This window comes from Niallia sp. HCP3S3_B10, assembly GCF_052064465.1.
In the GTDB taxonomy this organism is placed as follows: domain Bacteria; phylum Bacillota; class Bacilli; order Bacillales; family Cytobacillaceae; genus Niallia; species Niallia hominis.
The window spans coordinates 1-18789 of the sequence record NZ_JBQHVO010000035.1; the positions used below are offsets into that span (position 1 = coordinate 1).

Genomic DNA, 18789 nt, shown 5'->3' on the forward strand with positions numbered 1-18789 from the left:
ATATATAAATCTAGGTTGACTCAATGACTATTGTAGAAAAGTTTAGGTCACAGTGAAATCCCGAATAATCTTGTTTCACAGGAAAGTTTTAAAAAATGTTTTGTGGGATTGCCGATGGAATTTGTCAAAGAGAAGTACAGCAGTTATATTGTTGTCTTCTTTCTTTTTATTTTCATTTTTGGCAGGAAATTTGATTATTTTGTAGAATATTGAAGTGGTAGATTATATCTTTCCCTCTGTTAGTTGTTCTTGTTCTAAAAAGAATTCCTTCTATTTTAACCTCGATTGATTTATCTTCCTATTTTATTCTTTCTTGAATTGTTTCTTTCTCAATTATTTTCATTCATCGACTATAAAACGAAATAGTTTGGAGGGTTTTGTATGACCGTAAAGGTTTCAAGTATTGGTTTGAAAGGATTAGAGGGGTACCGTGTTCAGGTGGAGGTGCGGATATCGCAGGACACGGAGTCTATGGTGATTGTTGGGTTGCCTGATGCTTCTGTTAAGGAGTCTCGAGAGAGGGTGTTGGCGTCGATTGCTCATTTTGATTTGGATGTGACGGATAAGAAGGTGGTTGTGAATCTATCTCCGTCCGATCAAAAGAAAAATGGTTCGCTGTATGATCTGGCAATTGCAATTGCAGCTTTGAAGGAACTGGGGGAGGTGAAGCGTAAGATTCCCACAGATACGGCGTTCATTGGGGCATTATCCCTTGATGGTTCGGTTGTAAGTGGAGAAGGGATACTACCTGCAGTTATTGCGGCCAAGGGACTTGGTATCAAAGAAGTGTATTTACCTTATGATCCGGTGCTGCCACTTCATATGCTACAGGATATTGAATGTATAGTTGTGTCTCATATCGAGGAAGTCGTTCAGCATTTGGAAGGGCAAGAAAGCATGTTGTCTCAACCTTCTTTTTCTTCAGAGAATCATCTAACACCAGAGATTGCCACACATCAAAAGGATTTCTGTCATGTGATTGGACAGGAGAAAGCGAAAAGAGCATTAGAAATCGCTGCTGCCGGTGAGCATAATTTGCTGATGAATGGTCCCCCTGGTTGTGGAAAGAGCTTATTAGCTGAATCCTTTCCCTCCATCCTACCTTCATTAACAAATCAAGCACAGCTTGAAGTGATGAGTTTGTATCAGCTTGCTCGTGAAAAACGTATCCATAATCAATTTGTTCCTTTCAGGCATCCACACCATTCTGCTTCTGCTGTCGCCATTATTGGTGGTGGGTCGAACCCGTGACCAGGTGAAATTTCGATGGCTCATCATGGGATTCTTTTTCTCGATGAGATTGCAGAATTCTCCAAAAAAACGCTTGATATGCTCCGTCAACCACTCGAAACAGGTGAAGTAACCATTAGTCGAGCGCATTCTACTGTGACATATCCAGCTTCTTTTATCCTAATAGGTGCTATGAACCCTTGCCCATGTGGATACCTCGGTTCTCTTCAGCATTATTGCACCTGTTCCCAAAAACAAATTCAAGCCTACCGAAATCGGTTGTCAGGTCCTATCTATGACCGAATGGATATCCTTTTATCCTTACAGTCAGTAAATGTTAACGGGTCCCCAACGACGCAAGAATCCTCTAATGATATTCGTAAAAGAGTGGAAAAAGCGCGCGTGCGGCAGTATGAACGGTATCAACAAGAAGTATCCAATGCGAAGGTTCCGTTTGAAATTTTGGTGGAAACGAGTGCCTTGACAACAGAACAGAAAAAGACACTCACCCAAATTTCTTCTAAGCAAAACTGGAGCAATCGTGTTCAGATTAAAATTATCAGACTTGCAAGGACCATTTCTGATTTAGCGGGAGAGGAAAGAATAGCTGACCAGGCCATTTGGGAAGCGATGACCTTAAGACGCTGGGGACAGAATAAACAAATGACGATTGCGAGGGAGAAATAATGCCCTATAAGAAACGAGTGTATACACCAGAGCAATTTTATCATATTGTTTCCAGAGGAAATCGACGTGACCCTTTGTTTCGGAATGCCAGTGATTTTCAAGCATTTCTTCATATCCTAACACAACTCTACGAAAAGTACCCCTTTGAAATCGCCTCCTATTGCCTTATGAATAATCATTTCCATTTACAATTACGTTCTAGGGAAGTACCCATTTCAAAGCTAATGGCACTAATCAATAAACGTTATGCCAATTACTATAACACCAAATACCGTTTAACTGGCCATGTCTTTGAAAAACGGTTTTATGGCAAAATTATTGAGGATAAAGAAGGTATGTTAGAAGTTAGTCGTTATATACACCTTAACCCAGTTGAGGCGAGGATGGTTAAGCTCGCAGAATACTATCCTTGGAGTAGCTATCAATATTATAAGAAGAATTCTACAGTGCCTTGTTTTATGAATGTGAATTTTTTACTAGATTATTATGAAGGGACATTGACACAGAAACGGGAAAAGTATTGTAGTAGCGTAACCTTTAAATGATATAGATTCGTTGTGAATACCACCACCAAAACTCTTGGTCAAACTCTTGGTCACAGTGACACCTCGAAATTTGTCGAAGATTGAGAGGGAGTTAGAATGTGTGAATGTGATAAATTGAAATAGCAACTGAATATTGTAAGTAAGGGTGGTTGTTTGTTGCGTTTGATTACGGAACCCGATTTCACCCTCCCTTCCATGTTTATACTATAAGCTCGAATTATAAAAAAATTGTAGAGAAAGTACCATTTTCTCTACAATTTTTTTATTTAAATACAACTGCTGGTCACAGTGACGCCCCGATGTCGTTATTGTTTGTTGAACTATGAATAATTTTGGATAAGAAGAACAAGGCGTTCATAAATATAAAAATAACTAATGATTGTCTTTTTGTATGATTATTTTTGTTCATGTAGATGCTTTTCATTAAATACTATCTATCCTTCTTCTATTTAGCTAGTAATAGAGGGGGAATACAAGGTACAATAACTTCACTCATGTATAAAATATGGTGCGGTATCCAGGAATCATTACAAAAAGTATTAGTAGGTAGGACCAACGCCTAAACCCATATCATATGTACTGCCAGATTGCTAGGAACCAGTTAGTCTTCTAAATATTACGATTGGTTTATCGTATATTGATTGCTGTACATCATGTTCTGTCAAAGATACAGGATTCATTGAGTGTATTCCTAAAAATTATAACCTCAATTAAGAACAACAGCATCGTTTTTATAAAACTTCTCTTTATTCCATATAAATCCAAATATATCTTTCAGCAAGAAAATAAAAATTATAAATATCTGTAAACATCCTTCTCTAATTGAAGGATTTTTTTATAAAATTATAAGTTTGCAAATAAAATAAATGCTTGTTATAGGTACTTTTTATTGGATATTTTGCCATTATAACCCATATTAACACGAGAATATTCGACTTATTTCGACGATAGTTAATAGAGCTGCGACAATGATTACCCATTAAAAATATCCAAATATATGGAAAGCAAATCTTTACATGACTAATTATATAGTTTTAAAGAATAATCTAGTGGTGAAATTATTGATTTTTTGGTCGTTATATGTCGAAATACTTTTCTATCTGTTTAAATTCTATCAGGCTATAATTAATTGAATTTTAATATATTAGGGGGAATTCTATTGCTTAAGAAGATTATATCTTTAATTCTTTGTATTACTCTATTAATCTCTATAATGCCAGCTTTTGCATCGGCAGAAGTAGGAGATGATGTCGAGAAAAGTCAGGTTGATATAGAGAATACAGAGACCATGACTTTAGATAACTTAGATGAGGTAGAAAGTGAAAGAGATGCCTATTCTAAAACTTATGTGGACGAACAAGGTCAATTTACAAAGGAAATTTATGCAGACCCTATTCATACAGAAGTAGATGGTGAGTGGGAGGAAATTTCCACCGATCTAAGTTTAAATAAACAAGATGGTCAATTAGAAACAGAAACTACAGAATTACAGGCTGCGTACCCTTCAAAAATATCTTCAAATCAAGAAATTACTTATACATTTGGAGATCATAGTTTAGAATTTACTAACATAACAGGATCTAATGGGACAGAGGAATATGAATTTAAAAAGGATGCTACAACTACATACGAAGATAATAAAATTACGTATGAAGGCGTACTACCAGGTATTGATTTACGTCATATATCGTTAAACAGTGAAGTTAAAGAAGATTGGATTATTAATGATTATCAAGGGATTAATCAATTCAATTACGTAATAAATACAGATCTATTTGCGAAGTTAGAAGAAGATGGTTCCGTTAGTTTCTACGAAAAGGAAAATTCGAAAAAGAAAATATTTTCTCTTCCTACTCCAATGATGGAAGATTCCAATTTTAATAGTGGTCTAGGAAATGGTGAAAAGTCTGATGCTTTAGCCTATGAACTCGAGAAAACAAGTGAAGATCAATATTCAATTAAGCTCGTAGTTGAAAAGACATGGTTAGAGTCCGAAGATCGAGTATTTCCTGTTTATGTTGATCCATCTGTTACGATTAACATGTTAGGAGATACATTCATTTCTAGTGCATATCCTACAACTAATTATAATAAAGAATGGGATTCATCACAGGGAGAATACGTCCTAAAAGTAGGGAAATACGATAGTACTACAGGAACAAACTATGCGTTTATTAAATTTGCAATAGTTGGAGATTTAAAAGGGGCAATTATAGATTCTGCGGATTTGAAAGTATATCTTACCCATTCTTACTACGCAACGCAAAAAACAGGATTATGGGTAGATAAAGCTAATGCTTATTGGAATGCAGATCAGTTAACATGGAATAACAAACCAAGCTCTACTAATATTGCTAGTACTACTGTAGCAAGAGATCAATGGGCTAGCTTTAATGTTAAGCAAACCGTTCAGGATTGGGTAGATACAAAGTATGCTAATGAGGGATTCAAGTTTCATACGAATGGGAATGGTCAATCGTATTGGAAAAAGATCACTGCTGGAGAAAGTTCAAACAAAGCCAAAATAGTAATTAGTTATCACTATCCAACGATGAAGAATCCAATTGTTAAAGCTACTCAAACAGCAACAGGTTCAACAACTGGATATGTAAATGTATCATGGCCATCTGTATACGGTGCAACTGAAGGATATGAACTTCAGATGTTTAATGGAAAGAGTTTCGAAACAGTGTATTCTGGTACAGGTACCTCCTGGACTTCAAAAGATAAAAAGATGTTCCCTAAAACCCCATACTCAACGAGCAGCACTTTTAAAACGGATAACAGCGGAGTAGAGTTACCGGTTGATCCAAGTGCATACTATTCTACCAAAAGTGGTACCTCTACAACAAGAAAAGAATACGGATTTAGAGTAATCGCTAAATATAGTAGTGGGAATAGTCCTGCATCTTCTGAAGTGAAAAAAGCAATACCAGCTAATTTAGTGGAAACACCAGATATTCCTGAAGTAAAAGGTTATGCATATGCCGAAACAGATGCGACCAACAAAGGTAGAGGATGGCTTGACATTTCATGGGATCCTGTACCGAATGCAACAAACTATAGAGTTTTAATTCTAAATGGGAAAAACTATGAGGAATTTTCAGTGGGTAATGTAACAAAGTGGTCAACTAAGGGGCAAAAACTATGGCCAACTGACGCCGAAATAGCAGCTGGTAAATTTGCTCTTCATCATGACAAAACAGGGGTAGAATTAGCAGTAAACCCAAATCCTGTTTACCTTAACTCAGGTGGTTATGGAATCTTTAAGCGTTATTCGATACGTATAAAGGCAGAATCAAGTTTAGGAGTAACTCCATATTCCGATTCACAATATGGATATTTACCATTAGAGAAACCTAAAAATGTAAAAGTTTCTAGCACAGAAATAGTAGACGATGTGAATAACTTAGGAGCTTTAAACATTCAATGGGATACTGTGAAAGATGCAGGAGGATATATAGTAAATATCTTTAATGGAGAAGATTTTGATAGTTACGATGTAGGTAATGTAACTCAGTGGAGTACAAAAGGTATTGAGTTATTTGAAAGTATTGGAGAAAATCTGCCAGTAGATCCAACTAATATATATCAAAAATTGGGAACTACCAACACAAATGTATTGAATAAAAAAGCATATTTGGTCAATGTACAGGCTTATTACCATAACGACGCTGGTTCTCCCGACAATGTAGAAAAAGAGAAATTAGTAGGACCGAGGGGTTTAAGTGCAAAGTCTTCAGATGTTTATGCAACCATTTCTACTAATGGTTCCTTAGTTGGTTTAGAAGATTATTTCACTTATGGAACTCATTTAATCGGAACGACAGAAGTGTCTGTTAACGTCACAACTGGTAATTTAACTCTTAGTCAAACAGATCATTCTTTATTTACAAAGGGAGATTTAGGGTTTGATTTTACTAGATATTATAATTCTAAATCAACTCAAGCTTCTGTACTAGGAAAAGGATGGTCCTTTGAGGGGAGCGAATATTTAATCAAATCCCCAACTAATAATAACTTTTACCTATGGGATGAAGATGGAACTAGGCATGAATTTGTTTATAATTCCACTACTAATACCTTTACTTCACCTAAAGGAAAGTATTTAACATTACAGGATACGACTTTAAATAATCGAGCGGCATTCGCTTTAACCGACAAATCAGGATTTATAAAAGTATTTGAAACAGATCCTACTACTGCTAATAAGTATCGATTATATTCATATCGAGATGGAAATAACAATCAAATACTATTTAAGTATGCAGATAATCAATTAAGAGAGATAGCTGAAGTTGATAGTAATAATACTACTATACGTAGATCTATTAGTTTGGTTTATAAAAATGGAATGCTATTTCAAACTAATTACGTAGATAGAACAGTTGAGTATCTGTATAACGAAGAAAATCAACTTAGTGATACGATTATTAAGGCAACTGGTACTACAAAAACAATCACTAATTCATTGGGATATGATGGGGTATCTGGATTGTTGACGGAATACATTGATGCCAAAGATAATGAAAATTCAATAAGCTATTCAACAAATGAAATTAATATTTTAACACCTCAAGCAGATGGAAAAGAGTCTGTTGAAACAACGTACCAATTTAATAATGACAAAAATGAATATACTGTATTAGATACTTCAGGAAAAGAAACAACTTACAAAAGGGATATCTCGAACAAAACTTTTGCTGTAACAGACACCATAAATAGTGATGGTACTTCCAGTAAGAGTACTTATGATAGTAACTATAATGAGTTAACAGTAACAGATGAAAACGGAAAAACAGAAAGTACTGCTTATTATGAAAATGGTAATGTCAAATATGAAATAGAAAAAGACGGAAAGCAAACTCAGTATGTAAAATACGATGATAAGAACCAACTACTTGAAAAAGTCGATCCTGATGGTATAAAAACGGTAAATGTATATAACGGATACAATTTAACAAGTACAACTGTTGGTGAGGAAGTTACGTCCTATGAGTACGATGGCATTGGTAGAGTTACAAAAGTAACAAATCCTAATAACACATACACTCAAACTGTATATGACGAAGCGAATAAACGTATTACTGTTACCGATGCTAAGGGTGTTACAAGTAGTTCCTATTATAATGATTATGGACAAGTAGTGAAGGATGTAGACGGTGAAAATAGAAGTCAGAGTTATACATTTGATGTATTATATCCAGATTTAAAGACATCGGTTACGGATGGTAACGGAAGTAAAACTACTTATGAGTATGATGATAACGGTAATATGACTTCTTTGATAGATGCTTTAGGTCGTAAGAAAACATATACCTATAATGGAAATGATGAATTACTAACATCTAGTTTTCCGAAAAAAGGAACTAGCAAAATAAATATTAGTAGTGAATATGATGAAAATGGAAATGTACAAAAAGTAACGCAACATTCAGGGATTACGGAGAGTTATCAATATGACGAAGTTGATTTACTGAAACAGGTGACTGTAAAAAATAAGAACGGTATCTCAACCTTTGAGTGGAACCAAACTTATGATGATGCGGGACAATTAGAAACATTAACATTTAAAGATATAGCAGGAAACAGATCCATTACAAAAAGTTATGGATATACAGCAGATAACTTAGTGAAAACTTATACTCAAGGAAAATATGTTATAGATTATGTATATGATTCTTTGAATAGAGTAGATAATCAAACATTAAAGTATAATGAAAGTATAGATCCTATCAGTATAAAACAAGATTACGATTATACTGATGAAGGGAAAATGAAGAAAGTTGTTTCTGAAATGGATTCTGAATCCAATAAAATGTCCCTGGATTATACGTATAACTTGAAACAGAATAAAGCAGCTGTGAGTTATCATAACGGATTAATGAATAGTGATTACCAATATGATGGCAGTAACAACTTAACCAAGATAGCGTATCTAAAGAACTCTCAATCTTTCTTGTCGTATTCTTATAGCTATGATAAATCTGGTAATGTTAAATCAGAAACCAATAAAGATGGTACATCAACTTATGCCTATGATGGAAATAACCAACTAGTAAAAGAAGTTTTGGCTAATGGTGCTGTAAACGAATATAGTTATGATAAAGTAGGAAATAGAGTAAGCTTTAAACAAAATGGACAAGAAATAAGTAGTTATACTTATAATGAAGCGAACCAGGTGGAGACTAAGAATAATTCTATAGCTTTTACTTATGACGGGGATGGCAATTTAACAAAAGATGACAGTTATACTTATATGTATAATGATATGAGCGTCTTATCTAGTATTTCCACGGTGTCAGGTAGTTTAGTGGCAAAATATGAATATGACGAAGAAGGGCTAAGAACTAAGAAAGTTGTTGGTTCTAAAACGTACGAATACTATTATGATGGTGAAGAAGATAATCTAACTCTAGAAGTTATTAGTGTGAATAACCAGATACAGCAATATCGTTATTATCAATGGGATACTTTCGGTAAAGCGGTAGGAATGACCATTAAGCAGAAAGCTCAAGACGGAACTTGGAAAACAGCTGTTTATTATTTCTTAACGAATCAACGTGGCGATGTAAGTAGCATAGTAGATACTACGGGAGTAGAAGTAGGATCCTATTCGTATGATGCCTATGGAAATTTGTTAAGTGAAACAGGAACAATTGCGAAAGAAAATAATATCCGTTATGCTAGTTACTATTATGATCAAGAGACAAAACATTATTATTTAAAAGCTAGATATTATGATCCAGTGAATGGAATTTTCCAAGCGTTAGATCCACATCCTGGGGATGAAGATGATCCAGTTTCTCAGAATGGATATACTTATGGGGGCAACAATCCAGTAATAAATGTTGATCCAGACGGTGACTTTTTTTGGATGGCAGTTAATGTAGGATTTGCAGCATATGATGGTTATAAAGCATATAAAGCTGGTGGAAGTGCGGGAAAAATTGCAGGTGCTGCTGCTTTAGGTTTTGTTGGTGGATCAAAATTCAAGGCCTAAAAAAAGGCTAGTCATGCTGTATATACCCTAAATAAAGGGGGGAAGGTTGTTTATGTAGGAAGGACTAAAAATATTAAGGCTAGAGCAAAATCACATAGCAAAGTTCATTCCGATGCTACTTTTAATATAGAAAAAAAAGGCTTAACGTATGCCCAAGCAAGAGGATTAGAACATAGGTTATACTTGAAAAATGGTGGAAAGAAGAATTTGAGAAATAAGATTAGACCTATTAGTCAGAAGAATAAAAAATATAAACAGTATATGTCTGTATCAAGAAGTGTTTATAGATAAGCATTAATGAAAAAGGAGGAAGAGATGGATAAAGAAGCAATTGTTGAATATCTTAAAGACAGGGGTATATCTAATAATACTGAGGATAAACTAACTGACATACAAAATTTGTTACTTGAGATACTAAATTATGATTTTCGATTACTTGAAGGCATAGTATCGGACTTGAAAATAAAGCAACCTAAAAAAACAAAGTATTTTAAAATAATAGAAACCGGGCAAGTTTTTGAAATCTTCCTTGAGAGCATTCAAAAATATAATTATGGGATAGTTATTAGTGGAAATCTAGTTGTCGACAAAAACGACGATATTATCTTAGGATATTTAGATGTTTTCTCCGACAATCCTCTGAAAGTATCTGAAATATATTCATATATTAGTGAACATAAGTTTTTAATGATTGCTAATACTGGATATGCATCAATAATGAACTATGACTGGAAGTTAACAAGTCAATATAACAAAGTTATTTTTACTGAAGAAGAACTAAGAGAGATTGAATATGTTACTTTTACAAGAGGGAAATATTTTAAAAGCATAGGATTAAGTAATAGAGAAATTATGGAATGTGAAGTAATTGAAGAGAAAGAGGCTAGAAAAATACCTAATCCATTGGGGATAGTTGGAGATCTAGCAATCTTAGAAATGTTAACTGATAAATATAAGGATAATTATAGTTAAATGTAGAATAAAGAGCTATTCATGATAGAGATGGATAGCTCTTTTTTAACTTCAATCGATAACATGATTGAACCCCTTATTTATTCCAGTATTCTTTAACTTATTGCTATCGCCTCTAGCAATGCTACCACGTTAATTCAATAAGGAAAAACATTGGTAGCAGAGCTTATTACACTAAAAACCATTATAGAACATTTAAAGAATTAGATTGAAGGTGATGATATGAGGAATTGGCAAATGTTAAGTAGTACCGAAAATGATTTAATATGGGAAGAAATATATAAAACATTTAAATTTAAGCCATATTCAAAAATTCTACCTTCTTATAAGATTCCAGCATCGTATTTTACAGTTGATATATCTATATTATACAGAGATGAATATAAAGTTGAGGAGCGAGAATGGTTAAAGAAAGATTTGAAAAAAATACAATAATAGCTTTTAAAAAATCTATTATTATAGGCGAAAAAGTATATGCATTGGATTGGATGCATAATGGATATTTATTTGATCCAACTTTAAATTTTGAAACGGATGAATTTGGAGACTGGTTGATACCTATTATACCAAACGGAGACCATTTCTTTCTACAAAGGGATTTTAAATGGGGAATAATTGGTCACCTTGGAAAAAAACAGTGATTATTTTTGATGAACAGCTAATTAGTCAATTTAATACACTAAATCCAAAGTTATTATCCATAAACAGTCATAAAAAAAGTAAGGTGAAAAATTTTGGGTGTGACCAATCATAATTTATAAATTATGATTAAGGAAATGAAAAAAAGGTGATTGATTTAAAGTTTTTTGCTTATTTTCCTTTTAAATATGTCCGAATTATAAATATAAGTGCACCTTTTTTGGTATGCACGACGAATGACCAGCTATTTGAATTTTTTTCGGATAGCTGGTATTTTGCGAATGTAATCTGGAGATTTTAGACCAAGGCATGTAGTTATGTGAAATTTCAGGTTGTTGATGCATCGCTAAATTGGGCAGTTCTGTCATCAGCTTCACCATATATTGATAAAAGTCGATGCTGTAGCTATTGCTGTTTTAGCCGTTAATACTTGGTCACAGTGACTTCCCGAGTTTTCTTGTTTCACAGTAATGTTTCACGTCGATTAATCATTTTGATTGGCCTTGACGGATAAGAAGGTGGTTGTGAATCTATCTCCATCCGATCAAAAGAAAAAAGGTGTCAGGCACCTTAAAAAGACAAGGCTATCCAAATATAATCAATCTGACTTTCGAATAACCAATTATAGGTAATTGGTAAGCAGTTTAGCTTATTTCTAAAAATAGCATAAAAATAAGCAGACTAAAACACATCATTTTAGTCTGCTTATGGTTATCGAGAGTAATAGTAGAGATAGTAAAGAAAAAGGAAGCATGGGGATAGTCCCTATGCTTCCTTTATTTTTGCTTTTTACTTATTTTTCACTACCTAAGTAAATGACCAATGAGAAATTTGTCACAACTCTTTCTAACCCTCCCAGGAATATTTCTCCCACCACGCTAATAGTTATAGATATATACAGTTGACTATAGACAACTATAGACAATTGAATGGTGGATAAGGAGAGGAGTGTATGAAAGATATTGATAAGTTGAATTCGACGCCTTTATATAGCCAAGTTGCAGATTGGATTCGAGAGAGAATTTATTCAAAAGAATGGGAGGCAGATCAGCAAATACCTACAGAGCATGTGTTGATGAAACAATTGGATGTAAGCAGGGGGACTCTGAAAAAAGGGATTTCCGTTTTAATCAAGGAAGGCTTATTAATTCAAATACAAGGAAAGGGTACTTTTGTTGCTTCTTCTACCGTCTCTCATTCTTTTAATAAAGGCTTAGTTTCCTTTGCAGAGTCTCTTTATCAACAAGGTTTGGAATTCGAAACTAAAGTGATTGCCCATCGAATAGAACCGGCTGTTAAATCTGTTCGAGAGAAGCTGTCACTGCCGGAAGAAGCTTCTATTCTGTATTTAGAACGTGTCCGGTATGTGGATAAGGAACCAATTATGGTAATAGAGAACAGAATTAATATGGATGCATGTAAAGGGATTGAAACAATTGATTTTGAACGTCACACTTTGTTTTCCAAAATGGAAGAACTTTCCGGGAAGCAAATCAAGTATGCTCAGTCTCGTTTTGCTGCAAGAGTAATCGGAAAAGAGCGAGCAAAGTTTTTTGAAACGAATGAAAATGCTCCTGTTCTGCATTTAGAGCAAATCGTTTACTTGGAGAACGATATAGCGGTCGAATGGGGAAATGTCTGGCTGAAATCAAATCGTTATATGGTTGGCTCTATTCTGCAAAGATGACACAAAAGAGGATGTGAAAAGCAATGCCAATTGTAGGGATGAGGGATTTGCTGAATGTGGTGCAAGCAAGAAAAACTATCGCTCCTGCCTTTAATACAACTAATTTAGAGACAACACTTGCCATTATGGATGGGATTGAACAAAGCAAGTATCCGGGCATTATCCAGATTGCTCCAACCAATGTGAAGTTATCTGGATACAGCTATATTAGTGAAATTGTGAAACGATCGAGCAATATTTATGAAACTCCCATGAGTCTCCATTTAGATCATGGGAAGGGATTTGAGGATATCAAAATGGCAGTAGAAGCAGGCTTCGATTCTGTCATGATTGATGGGGCAGAGTTGGATTTCGAAGATAATATCAAGCTAACGCGTAGATGTGTTGAGTATTGCCGTTTCTTTAACATTCCGGTTGAGGCAGAACTCGGAGCACTTGCTGGTAAAGAAGATGATCAAGTGAATGAAGAGGATATCAAAACAGATCCTACTCTAGTCAAGGAATTTGTGAAAGAAAGCGGCTGTGATTTATTAGCTGTGTCTATTGGAAATGTCCATGGTTTGGGGAGTGAGCCCTCCATTGATTTCGAACTGCTAGAAAAGATCAAAGAAGAAAGCCCTGTTCCTCTTGTTCTGCATGGTGGTTCTGGAATTCCGAACAGTCTGCTTAGAGAAATGCCTAAGTATAATGTCGTCAAAATCAATATTGCGAGTGATCTGAGAAGAACGTTTATTCAAACGATCGGAAGATTCTACGAGAAAAATAACAATGAGCATAATCTGATTAAAGTGCTAATGGCTGCAAAGGAATCAGTTACAAGCTCTGTTGCGGCAAAAACAAGAGAGATCAATGATTAGGAGGTGATCGATTTGAAAATAGGAAGGGATGCTGTTCAGAATAATTTGCAGGTAGATTCTATTAAGGAACTTTTTGAAGCATTGTCTGCTCCGCTATTAGAAAATAATTATGTCCGTCCAGAATTTGCGGAAAATGTGTACCAGCGGGAACTTCAATTTCCAACAGGCATACCAACTAGTTCTATCGGTGTCGCCATGCCGCATACAGATGCTATTCATGTAATTGAAAACGCTATCAGTATAGGGGTGTTAAAACAGCCCGTTTCATTCAAAATGATGGGAAACCCAGAGGAAGAGGTGCAGGTTCAACTTGTGTTCTTGTTGGCCTTGAATCAAGCAGAGAAGCATTTAAGCATTCTCCAAAAACTAATGAGTGTCTTTCGAAACGAGAAGGTATTGCAAAGTATGTTGGCCAGTGATAAAGAGGAACTTTATCATATCGTCAACGAACTGTTTCAATAACAATCTGCCTGGGAAGCGATTGAAAGGCAACACCTTCTCTTTCCTATATTAACCATATTTTATCAAAAGATAAAGAAATAACCTTCACAAAAAAACGAAAATAGTAGGAGGAAAATATAGATGGCAAAAAATGTCTTGTTTGTGTGTGCTACTGGGATTGCTACATCCACTGCAGTAACAGAAAAGGTGGTAGAGCATTGTTCTGAAAATGGGATAACCTTTCACTATCAGCAAATTAATGTAGCTTCCGTGCCTTCTTTTGCAAAAGATGCCGACCTAATTATTTCTACAACCAATGTGCCATATGAGCTTGATGTCCCTGTTATTTATGGATTGCCGTTAATTACAGGGATTGGTGAAGACGAGGTGCTAGAGAAAATCGTGACAATCTTAAAGGGATGTGAATGAGATGGGGGAAAAGCTGCTAGAAGCTGTTCAATATGTATTGGACTTTGGGCCAACTGTTATGCTGCCAATTGTTGCTTTTATTCTTGCCCTGTGTTTTCGCGTCAAATTTACAAAGGCGCTTAGATCTTCTTTAACAATTGGGATAGGTTTTGTCGGGATTTATGCTATTTTTAACATATTAACAGGCAATGTTGGCCCTGCTGCACAAGCAATGGTTGAAAATGCAGGAATTGATTTACCAGTAGTAGATCTTGGGTGGCCGCCGCTTGCAGCAATTACATGGGCATCGCCAATTGCACCATTTGTTATTCCGTTGACTATCTTGATTAATATTGGCTTGCTTGCCATCAATAAGACGAAAACAGTGGATATCGATTTATGGAATTATTGGCATTTTGCACTAGCTGGAACATTAGTATACTATGCAACAGGCAGTTTCTTATTGGGATTAGTTGGTGCAGGTATTGCTTGTATTATAATTTTGAAACTAGCAGACTGGTCTGCTCCAATGGTACAGAAGCATTTGAATCTGCAAGGCATTTCATTGCCCACTCTTTCTTCGGTTATATTTTTTCCAATTGGACTATTAGCAGACAAAATTATCGACAAAGTTCCATTTATAAATAAGATAAATATCAGTCCAGAGAAGATTCAGAAACGATTCGGCGTATTCGGAGAACCAATGATGGTTGGTATTATATTAGGTATTCTTTTGGGGATTATTGCTAGATATGAATTCAAGGACATTCTGACATTGGGGATTAATATCGGAGCTGTTATGTTTATTCTCCCTAGAATGGTACGCATTCTTATGGAAGGGCTGCTTCCTATATCAGATGCTGTAAAGAAATTCTTGAATAATAAATACCCTGGAAGAAAGGACCTTTATATCGGGCTAGATATAGCAGTAGCAGTGGGCAACCCAGCAATCATTTCTTCAGCACTAGTATTAACGCCTATAGCTGTTATTCTGGCGTTTATTCTGCCAGGGAATAAGACATTGCCTCTAGGTGATTTAGCCAATATTGCCGTTATGATTTCCATGGTCGTACTCGCTACGAGAGGAAATGTATTTAGATCTGTATTAATTGGGATTCCCATTATCATTGGTGATTTATTGGTAGCTTCTGCATTGGCACCAAGGATTACTAATCTAGCGAAAGATGTTAACTTCTCATTTCCAGAAGGTGCATCTGGTCTAGTATCAAGTTTCTTGGACGGAGGAAATCCATTCCGCTATTGGCTGATGAAGATTTCAGAGCTTAATCTATTTGCCCTCCTTCTTGTTCCGATTATAGCTGGCATTCTTTACTGGCTATATAAAACAACCAAAGATAAAGTCTATCATTCTTAAAAACAATAAGTACGGCTTTAGAAGGAGGTAAGGAAAATCTATATTATTGGCATAGATCTTGGAACCACTAACTGTAAGGTAGCATTATTTGAATTACCTTCCTTAACACTTACACACCTATATAGAGCACCAACTCCTAAAATAGTATCAGATACGGATGAAACAGATTTTGATACAAAGGCAATTTGGAGCTTGATTCAAACTGGGATAAATAATGTAACAAGTAATTTATGGAATAAAGAGCTAGTTAAGGGAATCTCGATAGCGAGTGTTGGAGAATCCGGAGTGCTTGTTAATAATGAAGGAAAAGTGATTGGACCTTCCATCGCTTGGTTTGATAAAAGGGGAGAAGAATTTCTTCAGCCCCTTTTACTTAAGGACCTTGCATATGAAACGTACAGGATTACAGGAATCCCTCCCCATACTAATTATAGTCTCGCGAAGATCTTGTATATCAAAAATAAATATAAGGAAGCAAATGATAAAGAAGTCCAATGGCTAAGTTTAGCTAACTATTTCGGTTTTCTACTAACGGGAAATAGAGGGATGGAGGCTTCTCTTGCTTCTAGGACACTTGCTTACAATATTCAAAGAAAAGAATGGTCAAAAGAAATCCTATCAACCTTTCATGTAGATCCTGCTATTTTTCCCGAAGTGCATGAATCTGGGGACATTATTGGGCAATTAACTGAGGAGGCTGCAATTGATTTAGGGTTAGATCAAAGCACGGTAGTTACCGTTGCAGGGCATGACCATATGGTAGGCTCCCTTGCTGTTGATTTAAAAGAGTCATCGGAACTATTAAATTCGACTGGAACAACAGAAGGATTATTATTTACACATAAGAATCCCATTCTTTCTGACGAGTCCTTTCAATACAAGATAAGTAATGGCCATTATGTGCAGAACCCTTTGTATAGTTATTTTTCCTCTTTACCTGCTGCTGGGTATGCGATTGAATGGTTAAGGAAAATAGTGAAGATGGAAGAAGAAAACGAATTTACCGGAATGCTTTCTGACTTGGAGGAAACCTATCGAAATCATTTTCAAACATTGCCGTTCCTTCTTTTTATCCCTCATTTAAGAGGAAGCGGTCCGCCAGTCCGCTCCTCTTTATCTAAAGGATTAGTGTATGGAATAACCGACAAAACAACAAGCCAAGACTTATTCTATGGATTGTTCATTGGGCTCTGTTTCGAATTGAAGAATCTTTTACACCATTTTAGAGTGTTAGTCGAAATAGAATCACCAGTTATGAAAGTGATTGGCCCAGCTGCCCATAATCCCTTATGGCTCCAGTTAAAGGCAGATATATTGGGTTGTGAAATTCAGGCATATCCAATTAAAGAAGCCGTGGTGAAAGGTGCAGCATTTTCATTAGCTAGCAGGCAGGGATGGGTTACGGAGAATTCCTTTGAGGAGAAAGTAGTATATACTCCAAATAAAGAAAAGCATGCATTTTTTCAAGGGAAGTTCGAGGAGTATTATTGGCCAATTTTTGATTGGAAGAGGGAGTTGGAAGAAGAGGGAAAGAATTGATTAATGCTCATTTAGAATTGGAAAGTGATCCAGCCTTTGTTGGAGTATTTTTAGAAATTTGAGCAACTCCAAACAGATGCAGTACAGTGGGAGTTTGACTAAATAATAAAAAGGGAACGGTTCTTGAAGCACATGAACCGTCCCTTTTTCATTAATATTTTTCATCTAAAATATCCTGATCTTCTTGTAGAGAACTAAATAAATCTAGTAATAGTTTAATCATTGTTTTCTCCATCCTTTTCTTCCAAATTTGTTCTATATATTTATTAACATGATGTTTTTCAGAGCAGTAAGTAATTGTTTATGTATGGAATATATCAAGGCCAGCTTAATTTTTCTTTAAGAACCACATCTAATCTAGGTGTCAGGCACCACAAAAGGACAAAGAAAATAAATGGTGTTTCTGAGACGAACAAAGGAAGAAATAAACCATTCATTTTATGGATTCTAAGTGAAGCTGCTGCTATTTACTTTATACAATACAGATTATCTTAATCATGTAGTTTGGGAATATTGTAAAATAATGTCGAACTATTCATCTTTCCCTGTTGGACAAATGTTTAGTAAAATATAGATAGTGGATTTTCAGTAAAGGTAAACCATTCAAAAGGATGGGACACAAAGCAACAGATCTAAGGTGTAAACTATGATGGCTGTGCTGCCTGAAATATTTTTATATTTTAGGGGGAATGGGAAATGCTAAAATCACTATTTTGCTTTTTTAAAAAACATCATAAATACAGTTATTACGAAGATCATTGTGTTAGATGTGGTAAAAAGAAACCGCATATCCAGGTGTCAGGCACCGTAAAAGGACAAAGAACATAAATGGTGTTTCTGAGACGAACAAAGGAAGAAATAAACCATTTTATGGATTTCATGTTCAAAAGAAATAGTATATCGTCATATCGGAAATTATAATTAAATAAATGATAAGGAGGTATGTTTATGCTAGATCCAGGTAATGTGGTCAGACCGTGAATTTGAGTTCAAACCTCATAATAATACAAAGTTATGATTTATTTCTCTGTGAAGGGAATAAGTAGAGAGGATAATTATAGCTCTTTTTTGGGATTTGGTGTAATAAAGAAGGAATTATTGATGTAAGTATGGTTATATCTCTAATTTTACTTTTATTTCTAGCTCGTATTCGACTTTTCTAACAATATCTTGCCAATTCCCTTTTTCTTTTATTTCTTATCTTAGTTTTGAGAATGCATTTAATGATACCTAAGAAATGAGTTTAGTAAACTAATCATATGATTACTAATGTCAAAGTTAGAAAATAAACTCTAGGTCACAGTGACGCCCCGAAATTTGTCGAAGATTGATAGAAAATTAGATTGTGTGAGTGATAAACTGAAATAGTAGTTTGTATTTGGCAATCAAAAAATGGTTCTTACGAA

11 protein-coding genes, 1 pseudogene and 1 riboswitch are annotated in these 18789 nt (G+C 35.1%); all 12 genes and pseudogenes read left to right on the forward strand.

Annotated features, from left to right (window positions below):
• Positions 1-381 precede the first annotated feature (381 nt).
• The 12 genes and pseudogenes from ACTNDN_RS15090 (at position 382) to ACTNDN_RS15145 (ending at position 17383) form a co-directional block, all read left to right on the forward strand.
• Positions 382-1917 (forward strand): annotated as a pseudogene (locus ACTNDN_RS15090) (YifB family Mg chelatase-like AAA ATPase).
• On the forward strand, positions 1917-2462 hold the full coding sequence (locus ACTNDN_RS15095; protein ID WP_441131382.1) for a transposase: 546 nt from the start codon (positions 1917-1919) through the stop codon (positions 2460-2462). The pseudogene ACTNDN_RS15090 and the gene ACTNDN_RS15095 overlap by 1 nt, the downstream one beginning before the upstream one ends.
• 1159 nt (positions 2463-3621) lie before the next feature.
• Positions 3622-9465, forward strand: a complete 5844-nt coding sequence (locus tag ACTNDN_RS15100; protein WP_441131383.1) for a DNRLRE domain-containing protein — start codon at positions 3622-3624, stop codon at positions 9463-9465.
• A gap of 315 nt (positions 9466-9780) precedes the next feature.
• On the forward strand, positions 9781-10437 hold the full coding sequence (locus tag ACTNDN_RS15105) for a hypothetical protein (RefSeq protein ID WP_235252627.1): 657 nt from the start codon (positions 9781-9783) through the stop codon (positions 10435-10437).
• Between the two features lie 222 nt (positions 10438-10659).
• Positions 10660-10872: a DUF2716 domain-containing protein gene (locus ACTNDN_RS15110; RefSeq protein WP_441131384.1), complete on the forward strand. Its 213-nt coding sequence runs from the start codon at positions 10660-10662 to the stop codon at positions 10870-10872.
• A complete protein-coding gene (locus tag ACTNDN_RS15115) occupies positions 10839-11078 on the forward strand; it encodes a DUF2716 domain-containing protein (RefSeq protein WP_441131385.1) in 240 nt (79 codons plus the stop codon). Before ACTNDN_RS15110 ends, ACTNDN_RS15115 begins: the two co-directional genes overlap by 34 nt.
• A gap of 950 nt (positions 11079-12028) precedes the next feature.
• Positions 12029-12763: a GntR family transcriptional regulator gene (locus tag ACTNDN_RS15120; RefSeq protein WP_441131386.1), complete on the forward strand. Its 735-nt coding sequence runs from the start codon at positions 12029-12031 to the stop codon at positions 12761-12763.
• A 23-nt stretch (positions 12764-12786) separates the two neighbouring features.
• Positions 12787-13620: a class II aldolase gene (locus ACTNDN_RS15125; RefSeq protein ID WP_441131387.1), complete on the forward strand. Its 834-nt coding sequence runs from the start codon at positions 12787-12789 to the stop codon at positions 13618-13620.
• Between the two features lie 12 nt (positions 13621-13632).
• Positions 13633-14082, forward strand: coding sequence for a PTS sugar transporter subunit IIA (locus tag ACTNDN_RS15130; RefSeq protein WP_441131388.1), 450 nt, complete (start codon positions 13633-13635; stop codon positions 14080-14082).
• A 120-nt stretch (positions 14083-14202) separates the two neighbouring features.
• Entirely contained in the window at positions 14203-14490 is a 288-nt protein-coding gene (locus ACTNDN_RS15135) for a PTS sugar transporter subunit IIB (RefSeq protein WP_441131389.1), read from the forward strand.
• Position 14491: 1 nt separating this feature from the next.
• A complete protein-coding gene (locus tag ACTNDN_RS15140; RefSeq protein ID WP_441131390.1) occupies positions 14492-15844 on the forward strand; it encodes a PTS galactitol transporter subunit IIC in 1353 nt (450 codons plus the stop codon).
• Positions 15845-15895: 51 nt separating this feature from the next.
• Positions 15896-17383, forward strand: a complete 1488-nt coding sequence (locus ACTNDN_RS15145; RefSeq protein ID WP_441131405.1) for an FGGY-family carbohydrate kinase — start codon at positions 15896-15898, stop codon at positions 17381-17383.
• A gap of 583 nt (positions 17384-17966) precedes the next feature.
• A riboswitch (cyclic di-GMP riboswitch) is annotated at positions 17967-18049 on the forward strand.
• Positions 18050-18789 lie beyond the last annotated feature (740 nt).

Bases quoted from the DNA above. Each gene is read 5' to 3' on its own strand.
- ACTNDN_RS15095 (WP_441131382.1), top strand. From the start codon at position 1,917: ATGCCCTATAAGAAACGAGTGTATACACCAGAGCAATTTTATCATATT.
- ACTNDN_RS15105 (WP_235252627.1), top strand. From the start codon at position 9,781: ATGGATAAAGAAGCAATTGTTGAATATCTTAAAGACAGGGGTATATCT.
- ACTNDN_RS15110 (WP_441131384.1), top strand. From the start codon at position 10,660: ATGAGGAATTGGCAAATGTTAAGTAGTACCGAAAATGATTTAATATGG.
- ACTNDN_RS15115 (WP_441131385.1), top strand. From the start codon at position 10,839: ATGGTTAAAGAAAGATTTGAAAAAAATACAATAATAGCTTTTAAAAAA.
- ACTNDN_RS15120 (WP_441131386.1), top strand. From the start codon at position 12,029: ATGAAAGATATTGATAAGTTGAATTCGACGCCTTTATATAGCCAAGTT.
- ACTNDN_RS15125 (WP_441131387.1), top strand. From the start codon at position 12,787: ATGCCAATTGTAGGGATGAGGGATTTGCTGAATGTGGTGCAAGCAAGA.
- ACTNDN_RS15135 (WP_441131389.1), top strand. From the start codon at position 14,203: ATGGCAAAAAATGTCTTGTTTGTGTGTGCTACTGGGATTGCTACATCC.
- ACTNDN_RS15140 (WP_441131390.1), top strand. From the start codon at position 14,492: ATGGGGGAAAAGCTGCTAGAAGCTGTTCAATATGTATTGGACTTTGGG.